Annotated in this window: 17 protein-coding genes; 6 read left to right on the forward strand and 11 right to left on the reverse strand. The window is 55.4% G+C overall.

Annotated elements, in window-relative coordinates; genetic code table 11:
- The first annotated feature begins 74 nt into the window (after positions 1 to 74).
- Together olsB and ACZRJQ_RS16145 are read left to right on the forward strand one after the other, a co-directional pair.
- Positions 75 to 830: an L-ornithine N(alpha)-acyltransferase gene (gene olsB, locus ACZRJQ_RS16140; RefSeq protein ID WP_463979321.1), complete on the forward strand. Its 756-nt coding sequence runs from the start codon at positions 75 to 77 to the stop codon at positions 828 to 830.
- The gene (locus ACZRJQ_RS16145; protein WP_463979322.1) at positions 830 to 1,633 is read left to right on the forward strand and encodes a lysophospholipid acyltransferase family protein; all 804 of its coding nucleotides are present in this window, start codon (positions 830 to 832) and stop codon (positions 1,631 to 1,633) included. Before olsB ends, ACZRJQ_RS16145 begins: the two co-directional genes overlap by 1 nt.
- Before the next feature lie 22 nt (positions 1,634 to 1,655).
- Here the strand turns inward: ACZRJQ_RS16145 and ACZRJQ_RS16150 are convergent, their stop codons facing one another.
- Positions 1,656 to 2,240, reverse strand: a complete 585-nt coding sequence (locus ACZRJQ_RS16150; protein ID WP_463979323.1) for an acyl carrier protein phosphodiesterase — start codon at positions 2,238 to 2,240, stop codon at positions 1,656 to 1,658.
- A gap of 156 nt (positions 2,241 to 2,396) precedes the next feature.
- Here ACZRJQ_RS16150 and ACZRJQ_RS16155 point away from each other — a divergent pair, with 156 nt between their 5' ends.
- The 3 genes from ACZRJQ_RS16155 to ACZRJQ_RS16165 are packed head-to-tail and all read left to right on the forward strand — an operon-like array spanning position 2,397 to position 4,945.
- A complete protein-coding gene (locus ACZRJQ_RS16155) occupies positions 2,397 to 2,699 on the forward strand; it encodes an ArsR/SmtB family transcription factor (RefSeq protein WP_463979324.1) in 303 nt (100 codons plus the stop codon).
- An 11-nt stretch (positions 2,700 to 2,710) separates the two neighbouring features.
- Complete coding sequence (locus tag ACZRJQ_RS16160; protein ID WP_463979325.1) at positions 2,711 to 3,877, forward strand: MFS transporter; 1,167 nt, start codon at positions 2,711 to 2,713, stop codon at positions 3,875 to 3,877.
- An 18-nt stretch (positions 3,878 to 3,895) separates the two neighbouring features.
- A complete protein-coding gene (locus ACZRJQ_RS16165) occupies positions 3,896 to 4,945 on the forward strand; it encodes an alkene reductase (protein WP_463979326.1) in 1,050 nt (349 codons plus the stop codon).
- Between the two features lie 686 nt (positions 4,946 to 5,631).
- Here ACZRJQ_RS16165 and rpoS read toward each other — a convergent pair.
- The 8 genes from rpoS to ACZRJQ_RS16205 form a co-directional block, all read right to left on the reverse strand.
- Positions 5,632 to 6,633, reverse strand: coding sequence for an RNA polymerase sigma factor RpoS (gene rpoS / locus ACZRJQ_RS16170; RefSeq protein ID WP_463979327.1), 1,002 nt, complete (start codon positions 6,631 to 6,633; stop codon positions 5,632 to 5,634).
- A 105-nt stretch (positions 6,634 to 6,738) separates the two neighbouring features.
- The gene (locus ACZRJQ_RS16175; RefSeq protein WP_463979328.1) at positions 6,739 to 7,566 is read right to left on the reverse strand and encodes a peptidoglycan DD-metalloendopeptidase family protein; all 828 of its coding nucleotides are present in this window, start codon (positions 7,564 to 7,566) and stop codon (positions 6,739 to 6,741) included.
- A gap of 209 nt (positions 7,567 to 7,775) precedes the next feature.
- Complete coding sequence (locus ACZRJQ_RS16180; protein WP_463979376.1) at positions 7,776 to 8,411, reverse strand: protein-L-isoaspartate(D-aspartate) O-methyltransferase; 636 nt, start codon at positions 8,409 to 8,411, stop codon at positions 7,776 to 7,778.
- A gap of 41 nt (positions 8,412 to 8,452) precedes the next feature.
- On the reverse strand, positions 8,453 to 9,202 hold the full coding sequence (gene surE, locus ACZRJQ_RS16185; protein ID WP_463979329.1) for a 5'/3'-nucleotidase SurE: 750 nt from the start codon (positions 9,200 to 9,202) through the stop codon (positions 8,453 to 8,455).
- On the reverse strand, positions 9,190 to 10,248 hold the full coding sequence (gene truD / locus ACZRJQ_RS16190; protein ID WP_463979330.1) for a tRNA pseudouridine(13) synthase TruD: 1,059 nt from the start codon (positions 10,246 to 10,248) through the stop codon (positions 9,190 to 9,192). Before truD ends, surE begins: the two co-directional genes overlap by 13 nt.
- Positions 10,245 to 10,718 carry a 2-C-methyl-D-erythritol 2,4-cyclodiphosphate synthase gene (ispF, locus tag ACZRJQ_RS16195; RefSeq protein ID WP_463979331.1) on the reverse strand — a complete coding sequence of 158 codons (474 nt, stop codon included), beginning with the start codon at positions 10,716 to 10,718 and terminating at the stop codon, positions 10,245 to 10,247. The genes truD and ispF overlap by 4 nt, the downstream gene beginning before the upstream one ends.
- A gap of 52 nt (positions 10,719 to 10,770) precedes the next feature.
- Positions 10,771 to 11,616: an S-formylglutathione hydrolase gene (gene fghA, locus ACZRJQ_RS16200; protein ID WP_463979332.1), complete on the reverse strand. Its 846-nt coding sequence runs from the start codon at positions 11,614 to 11,616 to the stop codon at positions 10,771 to 10,773.
- 52 nt (positions 11,617 to 11,668) lie between these two features.
- The gene (locus tag ACZRJQ_RS16205) at positions 11,669 to 12,781 is read right to left on the reverse strand and encodes an S-(hydroxymethyl)glutathione dehydrogenase/class III alcohol dehydrogenase (protein WP_463979333.1); all 1,113 of its coding nucleotides are present in this window, start codon (positions 12,779 to 12,781) and stop codon (positions 11,669 to 11,671) included.
- Between the two features lie 108 nt (positions 12,782 to 12,889).
- On the opposite strand from ACZRJQ_RS16205, the gene ACZRJQ_RS16210 reads away from it, so the two are divergent.
- A complete protein-coding gene (locus tag ACZRJQ_RS16210; protein WP_463979334.1) occupies positions 12,890 to 13,786 on the forward strand; it encodes a LysR substrate-binding domain-containing protein in 897 nt (298 codons plus the stop codon).
- Positions 13,787 to 13,912: 126 nt separating this feature from the next.
- Here ACZRJQ_RS16210 and ispD read toward each other — a convergent pair whose 3' ends face one another.
- Together ispD and ftsB are read right to left on the reverse strand one after the other, a co-directional pair.
- Entirely contained in the window at positions 13,913 to 14,617 is a 705-nt protein-coding gene (ispD, locus tag ACZRJQ_RS16215) for a 2-C-methyl-D-erythritol 4-phosphate cytidylyltransferase (RefSeq protein ID WP_463979335.1), read from the reverse strand.
- Entirely contained in the window at positions 14,614 to 14,892 is a 279-nt protein-coding gene (gene ftsB / locus ACZRJQ_RS16220) for a cell division protein FtsB (protein ID WP_463979336.1), read from the reverse strand. Before ftsB ends, ispD begins: the two co-directional genes overlap by 4 nt.
- Positions 14,893 to 14,951 lie beyond the last annotated feature (59 nt).

Consider the following 14,951-nt stretch of genomic DNA (forward strand, 5'->3'; position numbering starts at 1 on the left):
CTAGCCTGAGGTTGCACTCCTCAGTCGAATGGCAGCAACCCTAGGCAGGCCCGGCGCTTGCACGGAGATTCGCAATGTCCCAGATCGCCCGCATCCGCGACACCGCCCAAGAACGCCGTTTGCACGCAGAACGCTTGATCGGCCCCCACGCCTTACGTGAAGCTCAAGCCTTACGCTTTCGTGTGTTTAGTGGTGAATTGAAGGCCACGCTCAAAAACGCCGAACACGGTCTGGACGAAGATGATTTCGACGCACATTGCGAACACATCGGCGTGCGCGACCTTAGCAACGGCCAACTGGTGGCAACCACTCGTTTGCTGGATCACAGTGCTGCACGCAACATCGGCCATTTTTATAGCGAACAAGAGTTCAACCTGCACGGTCTCGCTCGTCTGCAAGGCCCGATTCTTGAAATAGGTCGAACCTGTGTCGACCCCGCCTATCGCAATGGCGGCACCATTGCCGTGCTGTGGGGCGAGCTGGCTGAGGTGCTCAACCACGGCAATTATCGCTACCTCATGGGGTGCGCCAGCATTCCGATGCAAGATGGCGGCGTTCAGGCTCACGCGATCATGCAACGTCTGCGTGAACGTTATTTGTGCACTGAACATTTGCGCGCCGAACCGAAAAACCCTCTGCCCCAACATGAGCTGGCGGCCAATGTCATCACCGAAATGCCACCGCTGCTCAAGGCGTACATGCGCCTTGGGGCCAAGATCTGTGGCGAGCCTTGCTGGGATGAGGATTTTCAGGTGGCAGACGTGTTTATCCTGCTCAAGCGCGACGAGTTGTGCCCGCGCTATGCTCGACACTTCAAGGCGGCGATGTAATGAGCCGGGTGCGCAAATACCTCAGGGTGGTGCATGTGCTCGGGGTGGTCAGCCTGGGCCTGAGCATGGCCAGCGTGTTTGGCCTGATGGAGCGCTTGAATTTCAATAGCACAATGGATCGCAGGCAACGCTGGTCACGGTTTTTTATGGCAAAGCTCAGCCGCGCCCTGCCCTTTCGTATCACCATTTATGGCCAGATGCCGGCTGGCCCCATGTTGTGGGTCAGCAATCATGTGTCATGGACCGACATCGCACTGTTGGGGCAACTGACGCCGCTGTCCTTTCTTTCCAAAGCCGAAGTACGGGGTTGGCCAGTGGCTGGTTGGTTGGCAGCCAAGGCGGGCAGCTTGTTTATCCGCCGAGGGGCCGGCGACAGCCAACTGATTCGCCAGCAAATGACCCAACACTTGCAGCAAGCACTGCCGCTGTTGATGTTCCCTGAAGGCACCACCACGGACGGGCGTTCGGTGCGCACGTTTCATGGACGGCTGTTATCGGCGGCAATAGACAGCGGCGTACCGGTGCAACCTGTGGCCATTCGCTATTTACGTCATGGCATGCCAGATGCCTTGGCTCCCTTCATCGGCGAGGACGATTTGCTGTCGCATTTGCTGCGCTTGTTTTCACATGAGCAAGCCGATGTCGAAATTCACTTGCTTGCGCCTATCGCCAGCGAACGACAAGAACGTGCAGTGCTGGCTTTTAGGGCGCAGGAGGCAATTGGGCGGGTGGTGTCTGGCGCCACAGAGCTACGTGACGCAGCAGCAGCTTTTTATGATGAGCCCGCAGCCGCACGAGGGTAGCGGCCTGTTCGGGTATCAGCCGTTACGAAGCGTCCTGCAATTCAGAGGCAGCAAACGCCTGTAACTGCGGATAAAACGCACGAAAGTCTTCGCTCAGCGGTTGGTATAAGGCGTTTAAATCGCGCATGGCCCCGGCCAGTTCCTCTGGCCGCGACAGCCGCCGGGAAATACCCAAAAACACCCTGTCCAGTGTTTCAAAGTCTCGATACGAGCCCAGCCAATCATGCGCCGCCATGTGGGGCGCAATGGCCGCTAGCCGGCTTGGCAAGTGTGGCTGGGCCACCAGTACCTGATAAAACCCCGAAGTAAATCGCTCTAGCGGGCCCTGCGCATACTGCGCCCAATCCCGCGCCAAGCAATGATCGAAGAACACATCGAGAACAATGCCCGCATAGCGCCGCCGGGTTTGGGTGAACCTGGACAGTGATTGATCAACCAAAGGGTGTTTGTCAGTGAACACATCAATGCTGCGATGCAGTTGAATGGCCGATTCGATGAGAGGGCTGTACTGGCCCTGTAGGCGGCCTTTTACAAAGTCGCCATATAAGCTGCCGAGTAATTCTTCTGGGCGCTGGCCGCCAAGGTGCAGATGTGCGAGATAATTCATGGCGCGCAGTTTAGCACTGCCCAACAAATATCGTTATAACCCGATATATCGATTTGAGCTGAACTAAGATCAAAATCATATTTGTATATCGCGATATTACGATTTAAAGTTCGCCTTATCGCGATATAACGCTGTAACTCATTGAGCACTGCAATCATGCCGATCGACCTCGACGAAATAATAAAAGCGCTGGCACACCCAGTACGCCGAGAAATCATTCACCTGCTTAAAAACCCGCAGGTCGAGTTCCCTGACCAACATCACACCACCGAACACGGTGTGTGTGCCGGGCAGTTCGACCAGCGTTTCGGTTTGTCGCAATCCACCGTTTCTGCCCACCTGGCCACGTTACAACGCGCAGGCCTGATCAGCAGCCAAAAGGTGGGGCAGTGGCACTTTTTCAAACGCAACGAGGACACCATTCAAGCGTTCCTCGCAAAAATCAGCCAAGAGCTTTAACAAGGACTTTCATGCCCCTCTCGCTACTCATTCTGGCGCTCAGCGCCTTCGCCATCGGCACCACTGAGTTCGTCATCATGGGCTTGCTGCCTGATGTCGCCGCTGATCTTGGGGTCTCGATTCCGGGTGCCGGCTGGCTTGTGACCGGTTATGCGCTAGGGGTCGCCATTGGCGCACCCTTTATGGCGCTGGCGACGGCCAAATTACCACGCAAGGCCGCACTGGTTGCACTGATGGGTATTTTTATCGTCGGTAACCTGCTCTGCGCGCTGGCCAGTGATTACAACGTACTGATGTTTGCTCGCGTAGTAACTGCACTGTGTCATGGCGCCTTCTTTGGTATTGGTTCAGTGGTGGCCGCAGGTCTGGTGCCTGCCAACAAGCGGGCCTCTGCTGTGGCCTTGATGTTTACCGGCTTGACGCTGGCCAACGTACTGGGTGTGCCGCTGGGCACCGCACTCGGCCAAGCGGCTGGATGGCGCTCGACCTTTTTTGCTGTGACTGTTATTGGCGTTGTTGCGCTGATCGGCCTGATTCGCTTTTTGCCTGCCAAACGGGATGAAGAAAAGCTTGATATGCGCGCTGAACTGGCCGCCCTCAAGGGCGCGGGGATTTGGTTGTCACTGAGCATGACCGCCCTGTTTGCAGCGTCCATGTTCACCCTGTTCACCTATGTTGCACCGCTGCTGGGCGATGTCACCGGCGTTTCACCTCGGGGGGTGACCTGGACTTTACTGCTGATTGGTCTGGGCCTGACCGTGGGTAATATCATCGGCGGCAAGCTGGCTGACAAACGCCTGGCGGCAACGCTCATTGGCGTCTTCATTGCGATGGCCGTCATGTCGACCGTTCTGACTTGGACCAGCGTCGCAGTCATCCCTACCGAGATCACCCTATTTCTTTGGGCGACCGCTTCATTCGCCGCCGTCCCGGCGTTGCAAGTGAATGTTGTGACCTTCGGCAAAGCCGCTCCCAATCTGGTCTCTACCCTGAACATCGGTGCCTTTAACCTCGGTAATGCACTGGGCGCCTGGGTGGGCGGCAGCGTCATCGCTCACGGCTTTGGCCTCACCCGCGTGCCGCTGGCTGCCGCGGCGCTGGCAGTACTGGCATTGCTGGTCACCCTGATTACTTTTCGCCAGGGCGGCAACGCCGAACTGGCCACCGCCACACACTAATCCTTGAGAGGGCTGCACATGACCACGATTTTCGATCCGATCAAGCTGGGCGATCTTGAACTGCCCAACCGCATTATCATGGCACCACTGACGCGCTGCCGAGCCGACGAAGGCCGAGTTCCAAACGCATTGATCGCCGAGTACTACGTTCAACGCGCCTCCGCAGGCTTGATCCTCAGCGAAGCCACTTCAGTGACGCCAATGGGTGTTGGTTATCCCGACACTCCCGGTATCTGGTCTGACGACCAAGTACGCGGCTGGAAAAACGTCACCCAAGCCGTGCATGCCGCCGGTGGGCGCATCTTTTTGCAGTTGTGGCACGTTGGACGGATTTCACATCCGATGTACCTGAATGGCGAAACGCCAGTTGCCCCAAGCGCCATCGCCGCCAAAGGCCACGTCAGCCTGGTGCGCCCAAAAGCTGACTTCCCCGTGCCACGCGCTCTGGAAACAGCCGAGATTGCCGACATCGTCGAGGCTTACCGCTCAGGCGCCGAAAACGCAAAAGCTGCGGGCTTTGATGGCGTAGAAATTCATGGCGCAAATGGCTACTTGCTCGATCAGTTCCTGCAAAGCAGCACCAACAAACGCACCGACCAATACGGCGGCTCGCTAGAAAATCGTGCGCGCTTGATGCTGGAAGTCACAGATGCTGCGATTGAGGTCTGGGGCGCAGGACGTGTGGGCGTGCACTTGTCGCCACGAGCCGACTTGCACGACATGGGCGATGACAACCTGGCTGAAACTTTTGGCTATGTGGCCAGCGAGCTGGGCAAACGCGGCATTGCCTTCATCTGCGCGCGTGAACACGAAGGCCCTGACAGCCTCGGTCCACAGCTCAAAGCGGCGTTTGGCGGCCCGTACATCATCAACGAAAGCTTTACCAAAGACAGCGCCAATGCCTGGCTCCAAGCGGGTAAAGCCGATGCAGTCGCCTTTGGTGTGCCCTTCATTGCCAACCCTGACTTACCTGCACGCCTGAAGGCCGATGCGCCGCTTAATGAAGCGCACCCTGAAACCTTCTATTCCAAAGGTGCTGTTGGGTTCATTGATTACCCGATGCTGTAAGCGCAGGCGACTCTGAAGCAGACTCATCTGCAACCCGCTTAACGTCACAACGCAAAACGCAAAACGCCCAAGGCAATGGCCTTGGGCGTTTTGCTTTTGATTCAAATAACAGTGTCAATCAGGTTAAGCACCAAGGCTGTGACTGTAGACACTGTTCTCGGATAAAAAAGGGGCGGTTTGACCCGCCCACATTTTTCCCTAATCCCTTTTGTTCCCTTTCATCATCCTGATGAATCGCTTCCTGCGATGTCCCTTAACGCTCTTCCTTGAACGCTGTATCAATCCGTCGATACAGTTGTGATATTAGAGGCTTAAAAAATTGCCGCAACAGGATCAGTTGCGCGTTTTAATTGCATATCAGATGCACAAAAAACAACAAAATTCTTATATATCAATAGCTTATAAAAATCATAAAGTAGGAAAAACCCACTCACAACCATCAAAACTCATTTTGCTTACGGAAAGAGTAAGCGAAGGCTTACAGCTACATTCACATAAAGCTAAATAAGGTACGTGACATTCCATTTCAAGCCGCCTTCTTCTTGGCTTAAGCCCCAAAAAAGGATCAGATTTGACGCCATGATCACAACAAACCGTAAGGTTTAAGTTTGTTGTGAGTAGATGCAGGTTTTAACGGGTAATAAAAAACCCCGAGAAAACGGGGCTTTTTATGAGTGAGCGATCACTTATTGAAACAGCGACTCGCTCGACAAGCCATTACGTTCAAGGATTTCTCGCAGACGCTTAAGCCCTTCGACCTGGATCTGTCGAACACGCTCACGTGTCAGACCGATTTCCAAGCCAACATCCTCAAGCGTGCTACTTTCATGGCCACGCAACCCAAAGCGGCGAATCACCACTTCACGCTGCTTGTCCGTCAACTCAGACAACCACTGGTCAATGCTTTGAGACAGGTCATCATCCTGAAGCAGCTCGCAAGGATCTGTCGGACGATCATCGGTCAGGGTATCCAGCAGTGTTTTGTCTGAATCAGGCCCTAAAGAAACATCCACCGATGACACCCGCTCATTGAGCCCAAGCATGCGCTTGACCTCTGCGACGGGTTTTTCAAGTAGATTGGCGATTTCTTCAGGAGAGGGTTCGTGATCGAGCTTTTGCGTGAGTTCACGGGCAGCTCGCAGGTAGACGTTGAGTTCTTTGACAACATGGATCGGTAAACGGATGGTTCGGGTTTGGTTCATGATCGCCCGTTCAATCGTTTGGCGAATCCACCAGGTGGCGTATGTCGAGAAGCGGAACCCGCGTTCGGGATCAAATTTCTCGACTGCCCGAATCAGTCCCAAGTTGCCCTCTTCAATCAGGTCGAGCAGCGATAACCCGCGATTGACGTAACGTCGGGCGATTTTCACCACCAAACGCAGGTTACTTTCAATCATGCGTTTACGCCCAGCCGGATCTCCACTCTGCGACAAGCGTGCAAAGTGAACTTCTTCTTCGGGAGAGAGTAACGGGGAAAACCCAATCTCATTGAGATACAGCTGCGTGGCATCAAGCGCCCGAGTGTAGTCAATGTACTTGTGCTGTTTTAAAGCAGATGAGGTTTTGGACTTGGTACGAACTTTAGGGGGTGAATCTTCTTCTGACATCAAGTCCATGACGATCTCGGAGTCCATAAGGAGCACCTCATCGTCGATGTCAAACCCCGGCGCTTCTTTGTTGAGAGCCATTTTATAGTCCTTTGGTGAGTTCGACCTCAAGCTCAAGCATCGCCTATCTCCTTGGCAATACTGGAGCCTGTTCCTTAACTACATCAGGAACAGGCTGGTAACCGATCAACGACGGGGAAGGAATTGCAGTGGATCTACAGGCTTACCTTGACGGCGAATTTCAAAGTGAAGTTTCACCCGGTCTGTACCAGTTGACCCCATTTCGGCAATTGTCTGTCCGACCTTGACCTGCTGCCCCTCCCGAACCAACAGCCTACGGTTATGTCCGTAAGCACTGACGTAGGTGTCGCTGTGTTTGATGATGATCAATTCGCCGTAGCCCCTTAATCCACTCCCGGCGTATACCACTGACCCGTCAGACGCAGCTAAAACAGGCTGTCCCAAATCACCGGCGATATCAATACCTTTATTCAAACTACCGTTTGAAGAAAATTTACCAATCAAAATGCCACTAGAAGGCCATCCCCAGCCCTTGGGAGCGGGGCCAGCAGGCAGCACTGGAGCAGCAACTGGCGCCTTCGTTGTGGTCACCGGACGCTTGGTTACAGTAGTTTTACTGCCCGATGAAGATGACGTCACGGTGGTGGTAGCAACCGCTGTTGGACGGGTGCCAGCACGCCCATCGAAGCGAATCGTTTGCCCAGGCACAATCGTAAACGGGGCACCAATATTGTTACGAGCTGCTAATGCCTTCCAGTCCCAGCCGTAGCGAAAAGCAATCGAGAACAACGTGTCGCCACGGCGCACAACATATTGGCCAGTGGTGACGGCCGGGCGCTGGGCCACGCCATTACGGTCGACAACACTCACGCCATTCTTGGGAGTGCTGGAGCACGCTGCCAACAAAGCCAGTGAGGCACTTAGAGCTAGACCGACCACCAGCCTCTGATAGCTTTTTAAACCCATACGCTGCGCAATGACTGTGAGACTCACCCGCCGCTCCCTTTGATGGTGGCTAAATTATTAGAACGCCAGAACCGGCCGTAAGTGGGCGCAAGTATAACTGGCTGCAAGGCTTTTACAGACTGCAAAGCCCAATCACAAGAAACTGTGTCAATCACCGGCAGGCAATGGGCAGAACATTGCCGATGGGCTGTATGACCGGAGCACAGCCCTATAATTCACACGCGGCTAACAAAGACTCAGGCCAAAGGCCCATTGAGCAAGGGCACAAAGCGCACATTGCCAATCACCCGACGCGCAAAGCCGTGCTCTTCGCGCACAATCAGCATCAGTTGCTGAACTTCGCCAGCCCCCACAGGGATCACCATGCGCCCACCGGGCGCCAGTTGATCAAGCAATGCCTGGGGCACATCAGTGGCTACTGCCGTAACGATAATGCCGTTGTAAGGCGCCAGCGCTGGCCAACCCTCCCAACCATCACCCCAACGGAACACCACATTGCGCAGATTCAGTTCGAGCAGCCGCTCTTTGGCTCGGTCCTGCAACACCTTGATCCGCTCAACCGAAAAAATGCGCTCTACCAACTGCGAAAGCACAGCGGTTTGATAACCCGAGCCTGTACCGATCTCCATCACTTTGTCCAACGGTCCATCTTCAAGCAGCAGCTCGCTCATGCGCGCCACCATGTAGGGCTGGGAAATCGTCTGGTTATTGCCAATCGGCAGCGCGGTGTCTTCGTAAGCGCGATGCGCCAATGCCTCGTCAACAAACAAGTGACGGGGCGTGCGACGAATGACCTCAAGCACGTTCTGGTTAACGATGCCCTCTTCACGCAGGCGCTGAATCAACCGCTCGCGGGTACGCTCAGAAGTCATGCCAATGCCTCGATGCATTAGGCCATCCTGTTCACGCGCCATCAGCCCAAACCCTCCAGCCAACCATCGAGACACTTGAAGGCGTCTGCGAAAGTGCGATCCAGTTGCAACGGCGTGATCGAAACATAGCCCTGCATAACGGCGTGAAAATCGGTTCCGGGCCCACCGTCTTCGGCATCACCCGCCGCAGCAATCCAGTAGCCGGCCTTACCACGAGGGTCGACCACCCGAACAGGCGCCGCAGCCCGGGCGCGATGCCCCAAACGGGTGAGCTGAATGCCGCGGATCTTCTCAAGGGGCAAGTTTGGGATGTTCACGTTAAGCACGGTGCGTGGCGGCAAGTTGAGTAACTCGTGCGCTGCAACCAGCTTTCGGGCGAAGTACGCCGCTGTTGGCAAATTGTCCAACTGACGTGATACCAGCGAAAACGCGAACGAAGGCCGCTCTAGAAAACGACCTTCAAGCGCCGCAGCAACAGTGCCCGAATACAACACGTCATCACCCAGATTGGCTCCCAAGTTAATCCCAGAAACCACCATGTCAGCCTGCTGCTCCAGCAAACCGTTAAGGCCTAAATGCACGCAGTCGGTCGGGGTGCCATTAACGCTGATAAAACCATTGGCCAAGGTATGCGGGTGCAGAGGACGATCCAGCGTCAACGAACTGCTCGCGCCACTTTTGTCTTGCTCAGGGGCAACTACCGCGCACTCGGCATAGTCGGCCAACGCGGCATAGAGCGCAGCCAGACCCGGAGCTGAAACCCCATCATCGTTTGAAATCAGAATACGCATAGGCTGTCCGTTTGACCCAACGGCACCAGATCAACAAGCTCGCGCACCAGAACAGTGGCAAAGCATCCGGCCGGTAGTACAAATTCCAGTTGCAGAATGTCAGGCTCCGGATAATGCCACGTCAACCGGCCAATGGGCAGCCGCAGAATGCGTCGCTCATGGCTCATGCCTGCGCGCACCAGCCAATCACGCAGATCAGCTTCGCGCTCAGCAATGGATTGTTCCAGTGCATGGGTCTCACCTGTGGTCGGCGACTCGCCTTCGCCCCACTGCGGGCCCGTCGGGTGAAGATCGAGAATCGCCAGGCGCGGATCGCTGCACTCAACCTCACCTGCCGGAAAAAAACTGCGGCTGTCGGTAAAGGCCAGCAAATCGCCAACCTGAGCACGCTGCCAACTGCCATCGGCAACCCGCGCGGCCAGCACTTGATTGAACAAGTAACTACGAGCCGTGGACAGTAAGCGCGAGCGCACATTGCGCTGTTCTGGCAAAGCTTTGCGCGCCGCATAATCACGGGCCTCACCCAAATTGCCGCCTTCCCAACCAAAGCGCTGAGTGCCGAAATAGTTCGGCACGCCCTGCTTGACGATCAGTTCCAGGCGCTGTTGCAAGGCGTCCTTGTCCCCTGCCAGTTGAGTCAGGCGCAAAGTAAAGCCGTTGGCCGCGTGAGCACCACGCTGCAATTTGCGTTTGTGGCGTGATGTTTTAAGAATTTTCAGCGTGTCGTTTTCAGCACTCGACAAATCAGGGTCAGCCTTGCCCGGCAACTGCACGCTAAACCACTGACGGGTCAGTGCCTGGCGGTCTTTCAGCCCTGCATAGCTGACCGTACGCAAAGGTACGCCCGCCGCTTTGGCGATACGTCGCGCCGCCTCTTCGGTGTTCAAGCCGCGTTTTTCGACCCACAACCATAAATGCTCACCATCCCCGGATAACGGAATATCGAGCACTTCGTCGACTTGAAAATCTTCAGCGCTCGCTTTGAGCACAGCAGTGCCCAACGCTTGGCCGTAAGCCCGTGGGCCGAGCAGATCCAATTCGTTCATGCGCGAACCAACAACGCAATGGAATGCACCGCGATGCCTTCTTCACGACCAACAAACCCGAGCTTTTCAGTCGTGGTGGCTTTTACGTTTACTTGATCCAATTCAACCTCAAGATCCGCCGCAATCAACGCGCGCATCGTTTCAATATGCGGCGCCATTTTTGGCGCCTGAGCAATGATGGTGTTGTCGACATTGCCGACTTTCCAGCCCTTGGCATGGATCAGCCCCACAACATGACGCAGCAAGACACGGCTATCCGCGCCTTTAAATGTCGGGTTTGTATCAGGAAAGTGTTTGCCGATATCGCCAAGGGCCGCTGCCCCCAGCAGTGCATCGCTGAGGGCGTGCAAAAGCACGTCGCCATCAGAGTGGGCCAACAGCCCGAATTTGTGGGAGATTCGCACGCCGCCCAGGGTTATAAAATCGCCTTCAGCAAAACAGTGCACATCATAGCCGTGGCCAATACGCATAAAAAAACGCCCCGATTAAGTCAGGGCGTGATTCTACCTACTTTGGCCAACATTAACCGCTTAGTGCGCTCGCGTGATGACGCAAGTGGTCATCAATAAAACTGGCGATAAAGAAATAGCTGTGGTCGTAGCCCGGCTGCAAACGCAAAGTCAGTGGGTGACCCGCTGTTTTTGCCGCTTGCTGCAAGGCTTCAGGCTTGAGTTGCACCGCCAGAAAATCATCCCGATCACCTTGATCTACCAGCAATGGCAACTTCTCGCGGGCCTCACTGATCAGCACGCAAGCGTCCCATTCGCGCCAACGTGAGCGCTCGTCACCCAAGTAGTTCGAGAAGGCTTTTTGCCCCCAAGGGCAATCCATCGGATTGCTGATTGGCGCAAACGCCGATACCGACTGGTAGCGACCCGGGTTACGCAACGCACACACCAGAGCCCCATGCCCGCCCATCGAGTGGCCGCTGATACCGCGCTTTTGTGACGCAGGGAAGTGCGCCTCGACTAATGACGGCAATTCCTGCACCACATAGTCGTGCATCCGATAATGCTGTGCCCAAGGTTGCTGAGTAGCGTTCAGATAAAAACCAGCACCCAAACCGAAATCCCAAGCGCCCTCAGGATCGTCCGGCACACCCTCGCCACGCGGGCTGGTGTCGGGCGCCACAATGATCAAACCCAACTCGGCGGCCATTTTCATCGCCCCGGCCTTGTGCATGAAGTTTTCATCGGTGCAGGTCAAACCCGACAACCAATACAAAACAGGCAGTTTAGCGCCCTGCTCTGCCTGCGGCGGCAAATACACGGCAAAAACCATGTCGCAGCCAAGCACCTCAGAGCGGTGCTTGTACCGCTTGTGCCAACCGCCAAAGCTTTTCTGGCAGGAAATGTTTTCCAATGTCATAGGAGAAACTCCCAACGGCAGGCCTCAGGCGATTGAGACCTGCCGCTGCTGGTTAGAAATGGATAACAGTGCGAATGCTTTTGCCTTCGTGCATCAGGTCGAAAGCTTTATTGATATCTTCCAGCCCCATCGTATGAGTGATGAAAGTATCCAGCGGGATCTCACCGTTTTGCGCCATGTCGACGTAACTTGGCAGCTCGCTGCGACCGCGCACACCGCCGAACGCCGAGCCGCGCCAGACGCGCCCGGTTACCAGTTGAAACGGCCGGGTGGAAATTTCCTGACCCGCGCCGGCTACGCCGATGATCACGGACTCGCCCCAACCTTTATGGCAGCACTCCAGGGCTGCACGCATCAACTGCACGTTACCAATGCACTCGAAAGAAAAATCAACGCCGCCATCGGTCATGTCGACAATCACGTCTTGAATCGGACGATCAAAGTCCTTCGGGTTAACGCAATCGGTTGCGCCCAACTGTTTGGCGATTTCAAACTTCGCCGGGTTGATGTCGATGGCAATAATGCGTGCGGCTTTGGCTTTGACCGCGCCAATCACCGCCGACAAACCAATGCCGCCCAGGCCAAAAATAGCCACGGTATCGCCCGGTTTAACCTTGGCCGTGTTGAGCACAGCACCAATACCCGTGGTGACGCCACAACCGAGCAGGCAAACCTTCTCCAGTGGCGCCTCTTTTTGAATCTTGGCGACCGAAATTTCAGGCAATACGGTGTACTCCGAGAAAGTCGAAGTGCCCATGTAGTGAAAAATTGGCTGACCTTTGTAAGAAAAGCGCGTGGTGCCATCAGGCATCAGGCCTTTGCCTTGGGTCGAACGAATGGCCTGACACAGGTTGGTCTTGCCAGACAGGCAGAACTTGCACTTGCCACACTCAGGTGTGTACAGCGGGATGACATGATCGCCCACAGCAACTGAAGTCACACCCTCACCAATCGCCTCAACGATCGCACCGCCTTCGTGGCCCAGAATCGATGGGAAAATGCCTTCCGGGTCAGCGCCCGACAAGGTGTAAGCATCGGTATGACAAACGCCCGACGCCACTACCCGCAACAAGACTTCACCCGCCTTGGGCATGGCAACATCTACTTCTACGATTTCCAGAGGCTTCTTGGCCTCAAAGGCTACGGCAGCACGTGACTTGATCATCAATCGTCTCCAGCAAAGTAAAAACAAGACACTGAGTGTAAATCAAGACCAACTGATTAATAATCCAACCGAAAGCAAAACATTATTGCCGCACAGGGACAATAAGCCGTGAGTGAAAACCGCTGGGAAGGTATCGATGAGTTCGTCGCCGTGGCCGAATGCAGCCAATTCACAGCGGCAGCAGAACGGCTGGGCGTATCTTCATCGCATATCAGCCGCCAAGTGGCCCGCCTTGAAGAACGCTTGCAAACCCGTTTGTTTTATCGCAGTACGCGGCGGGTCACGCTGACAGAAGCCGGGCAAACCTTTTTGCAACACTGCCAGCGCCTGCAAGACGGACGCGAAGAAGCGTTACGTGCCATCAGCGATCTGGCCAGCGAGCCCAAAGGCATGTTGCGCATGACCTGTGCCGTCGCCTATGGCGAACGCTTTATCGTGCCGCTGGTTACGCGCTTCATGGGGCTTTACCCCCAGCTTCGGGTCGACATTGAACTCAGTAATCGCCCGCTGGATTTGGTACACGAAAGCCTCGATCTGGCGATTCGGCTGGGTCGCTTACAAGATTCCAGGCTGATTGCCACCCGCCTTGCGCCAAGGCGCATGTATGTGTGCGCATCGCCATCGTACCTGGAACATTACGGACGTCCGCACAGCGTGTCGGAACTCAGCCGTCATAACTGTTTGATTGGCAGTTCGGACATCTGGCAATTGCAGCAGGATGGGAGAGAGTTTTCACAACGCGTGCAAGGCAACTGGCGTTGCAACAGCGGGCAAGCGGTATTGGATGCTGCCCTGCTAGGGGTTGGCTTGTGTCAGTTGCCTGATTATTACGTGCAGGGATATCTAAAGACTGGCGCGCTGGTGTCTTTACTTGAGGCCCACCAACCACCCAATACAGCCGTGTGGGCACTCTATCCGCAGCAACGGCACTTATCGCCCAAGGTCAGAAAACTGGTGGACTACCTGAAGGAAGGCTTAGCCAAGCGCGAGGAGTATTTGAATTGAAAATAACGAACTTTGTGGTCGCTAACGAGGGGCGAGGCTACGAAAAATATCGCAGGCGTTTCATTAACCAGGGCCGCAACCCAGCCCATCGCAGCGTCGTCAGCGATTGCAGGCATTCGAGTTTTTTCAGCGATTAACCCAGCGTAAACGCAACCACTCAAGGTCCTCTGGGCGAGTGACTTTGATATTGTCAGAACGCCCCTCAATCAGGCGTGGGGCTAGCCCGGCCCATTCCATCGCGGAAGACTCGTCAGTGATGTTCGCATCGGCCACCAAACTGTCCGCCAACGCTTGATGCAAGGCGCCCAAGCGGAACATTTGCGGGGTGTACGCTTGCCAAATCAAACTGCGATCAATCGTTTCGGCCACTCGGCCATGTTTATCCACCCGCTTAAGGGTGTCGCGAGCAGGCACCGCCAGCAAACCGCCAACAGGATCGTCTGCCAGCTCATTCAGCAGTTTGTCCAAGTCTTCACGCGACAGGTTCGGCCGCGCCGCGTCATGCACCAATACCCAATCGTCATCACTGGCGCCCTGAGCATGCAGGTGCAGTAACGCGTTAAGTACTGAGTCGGCGCGCTCGCGCCCACCATCAACCCGAGCAATGCGCGAGTCGCCCGCGCACTGCAACGTCGGCCAGAACGGATCATCAAATGCCAAGCTGACCACCAGCCCCTTAAGGCCCGGATGGTCGAGAAAACAGCCGAGGCTGTGTTCGAGAATACTGCGCCCGCCCAATTGCAAATACTGCTTGGGACGGTCTGCGGCCATGCGAGCACCAACGCCCGCGGCAGGAATCACAGCCCAGAAGGCCGGTGACGAATAACTCATTGGGCCAACTGATAGAGGGTTTCACCCTCTTTAATCATGCCCAGTTCATGGCGAGCGCGTTCTTCAACGGTCTCCATGCCTTTTTTCAGCTCAAGCACCTCCGCATCCAGCACGCGGTTGCGCTCCAGCAAAATTTCGTTCTCAGCATGCTGATCAGCAATTTGCTGATTCAGGTCGGTAACCTGCGCCAAACTGCCATTCCCCACCCACAGGCGATACTGTAGGCCAGCCAGCAGCAAGAGCAAGATGAGAAACAACCAATTGGGACTGCGCATCGAATATCAGGTATCCAGTGAAAAGACAGCCATGCCGACAAACCTACACAACGAATAGT

This window comes from Pseudomonas sp. E315, from assembly GCF_055406205.1.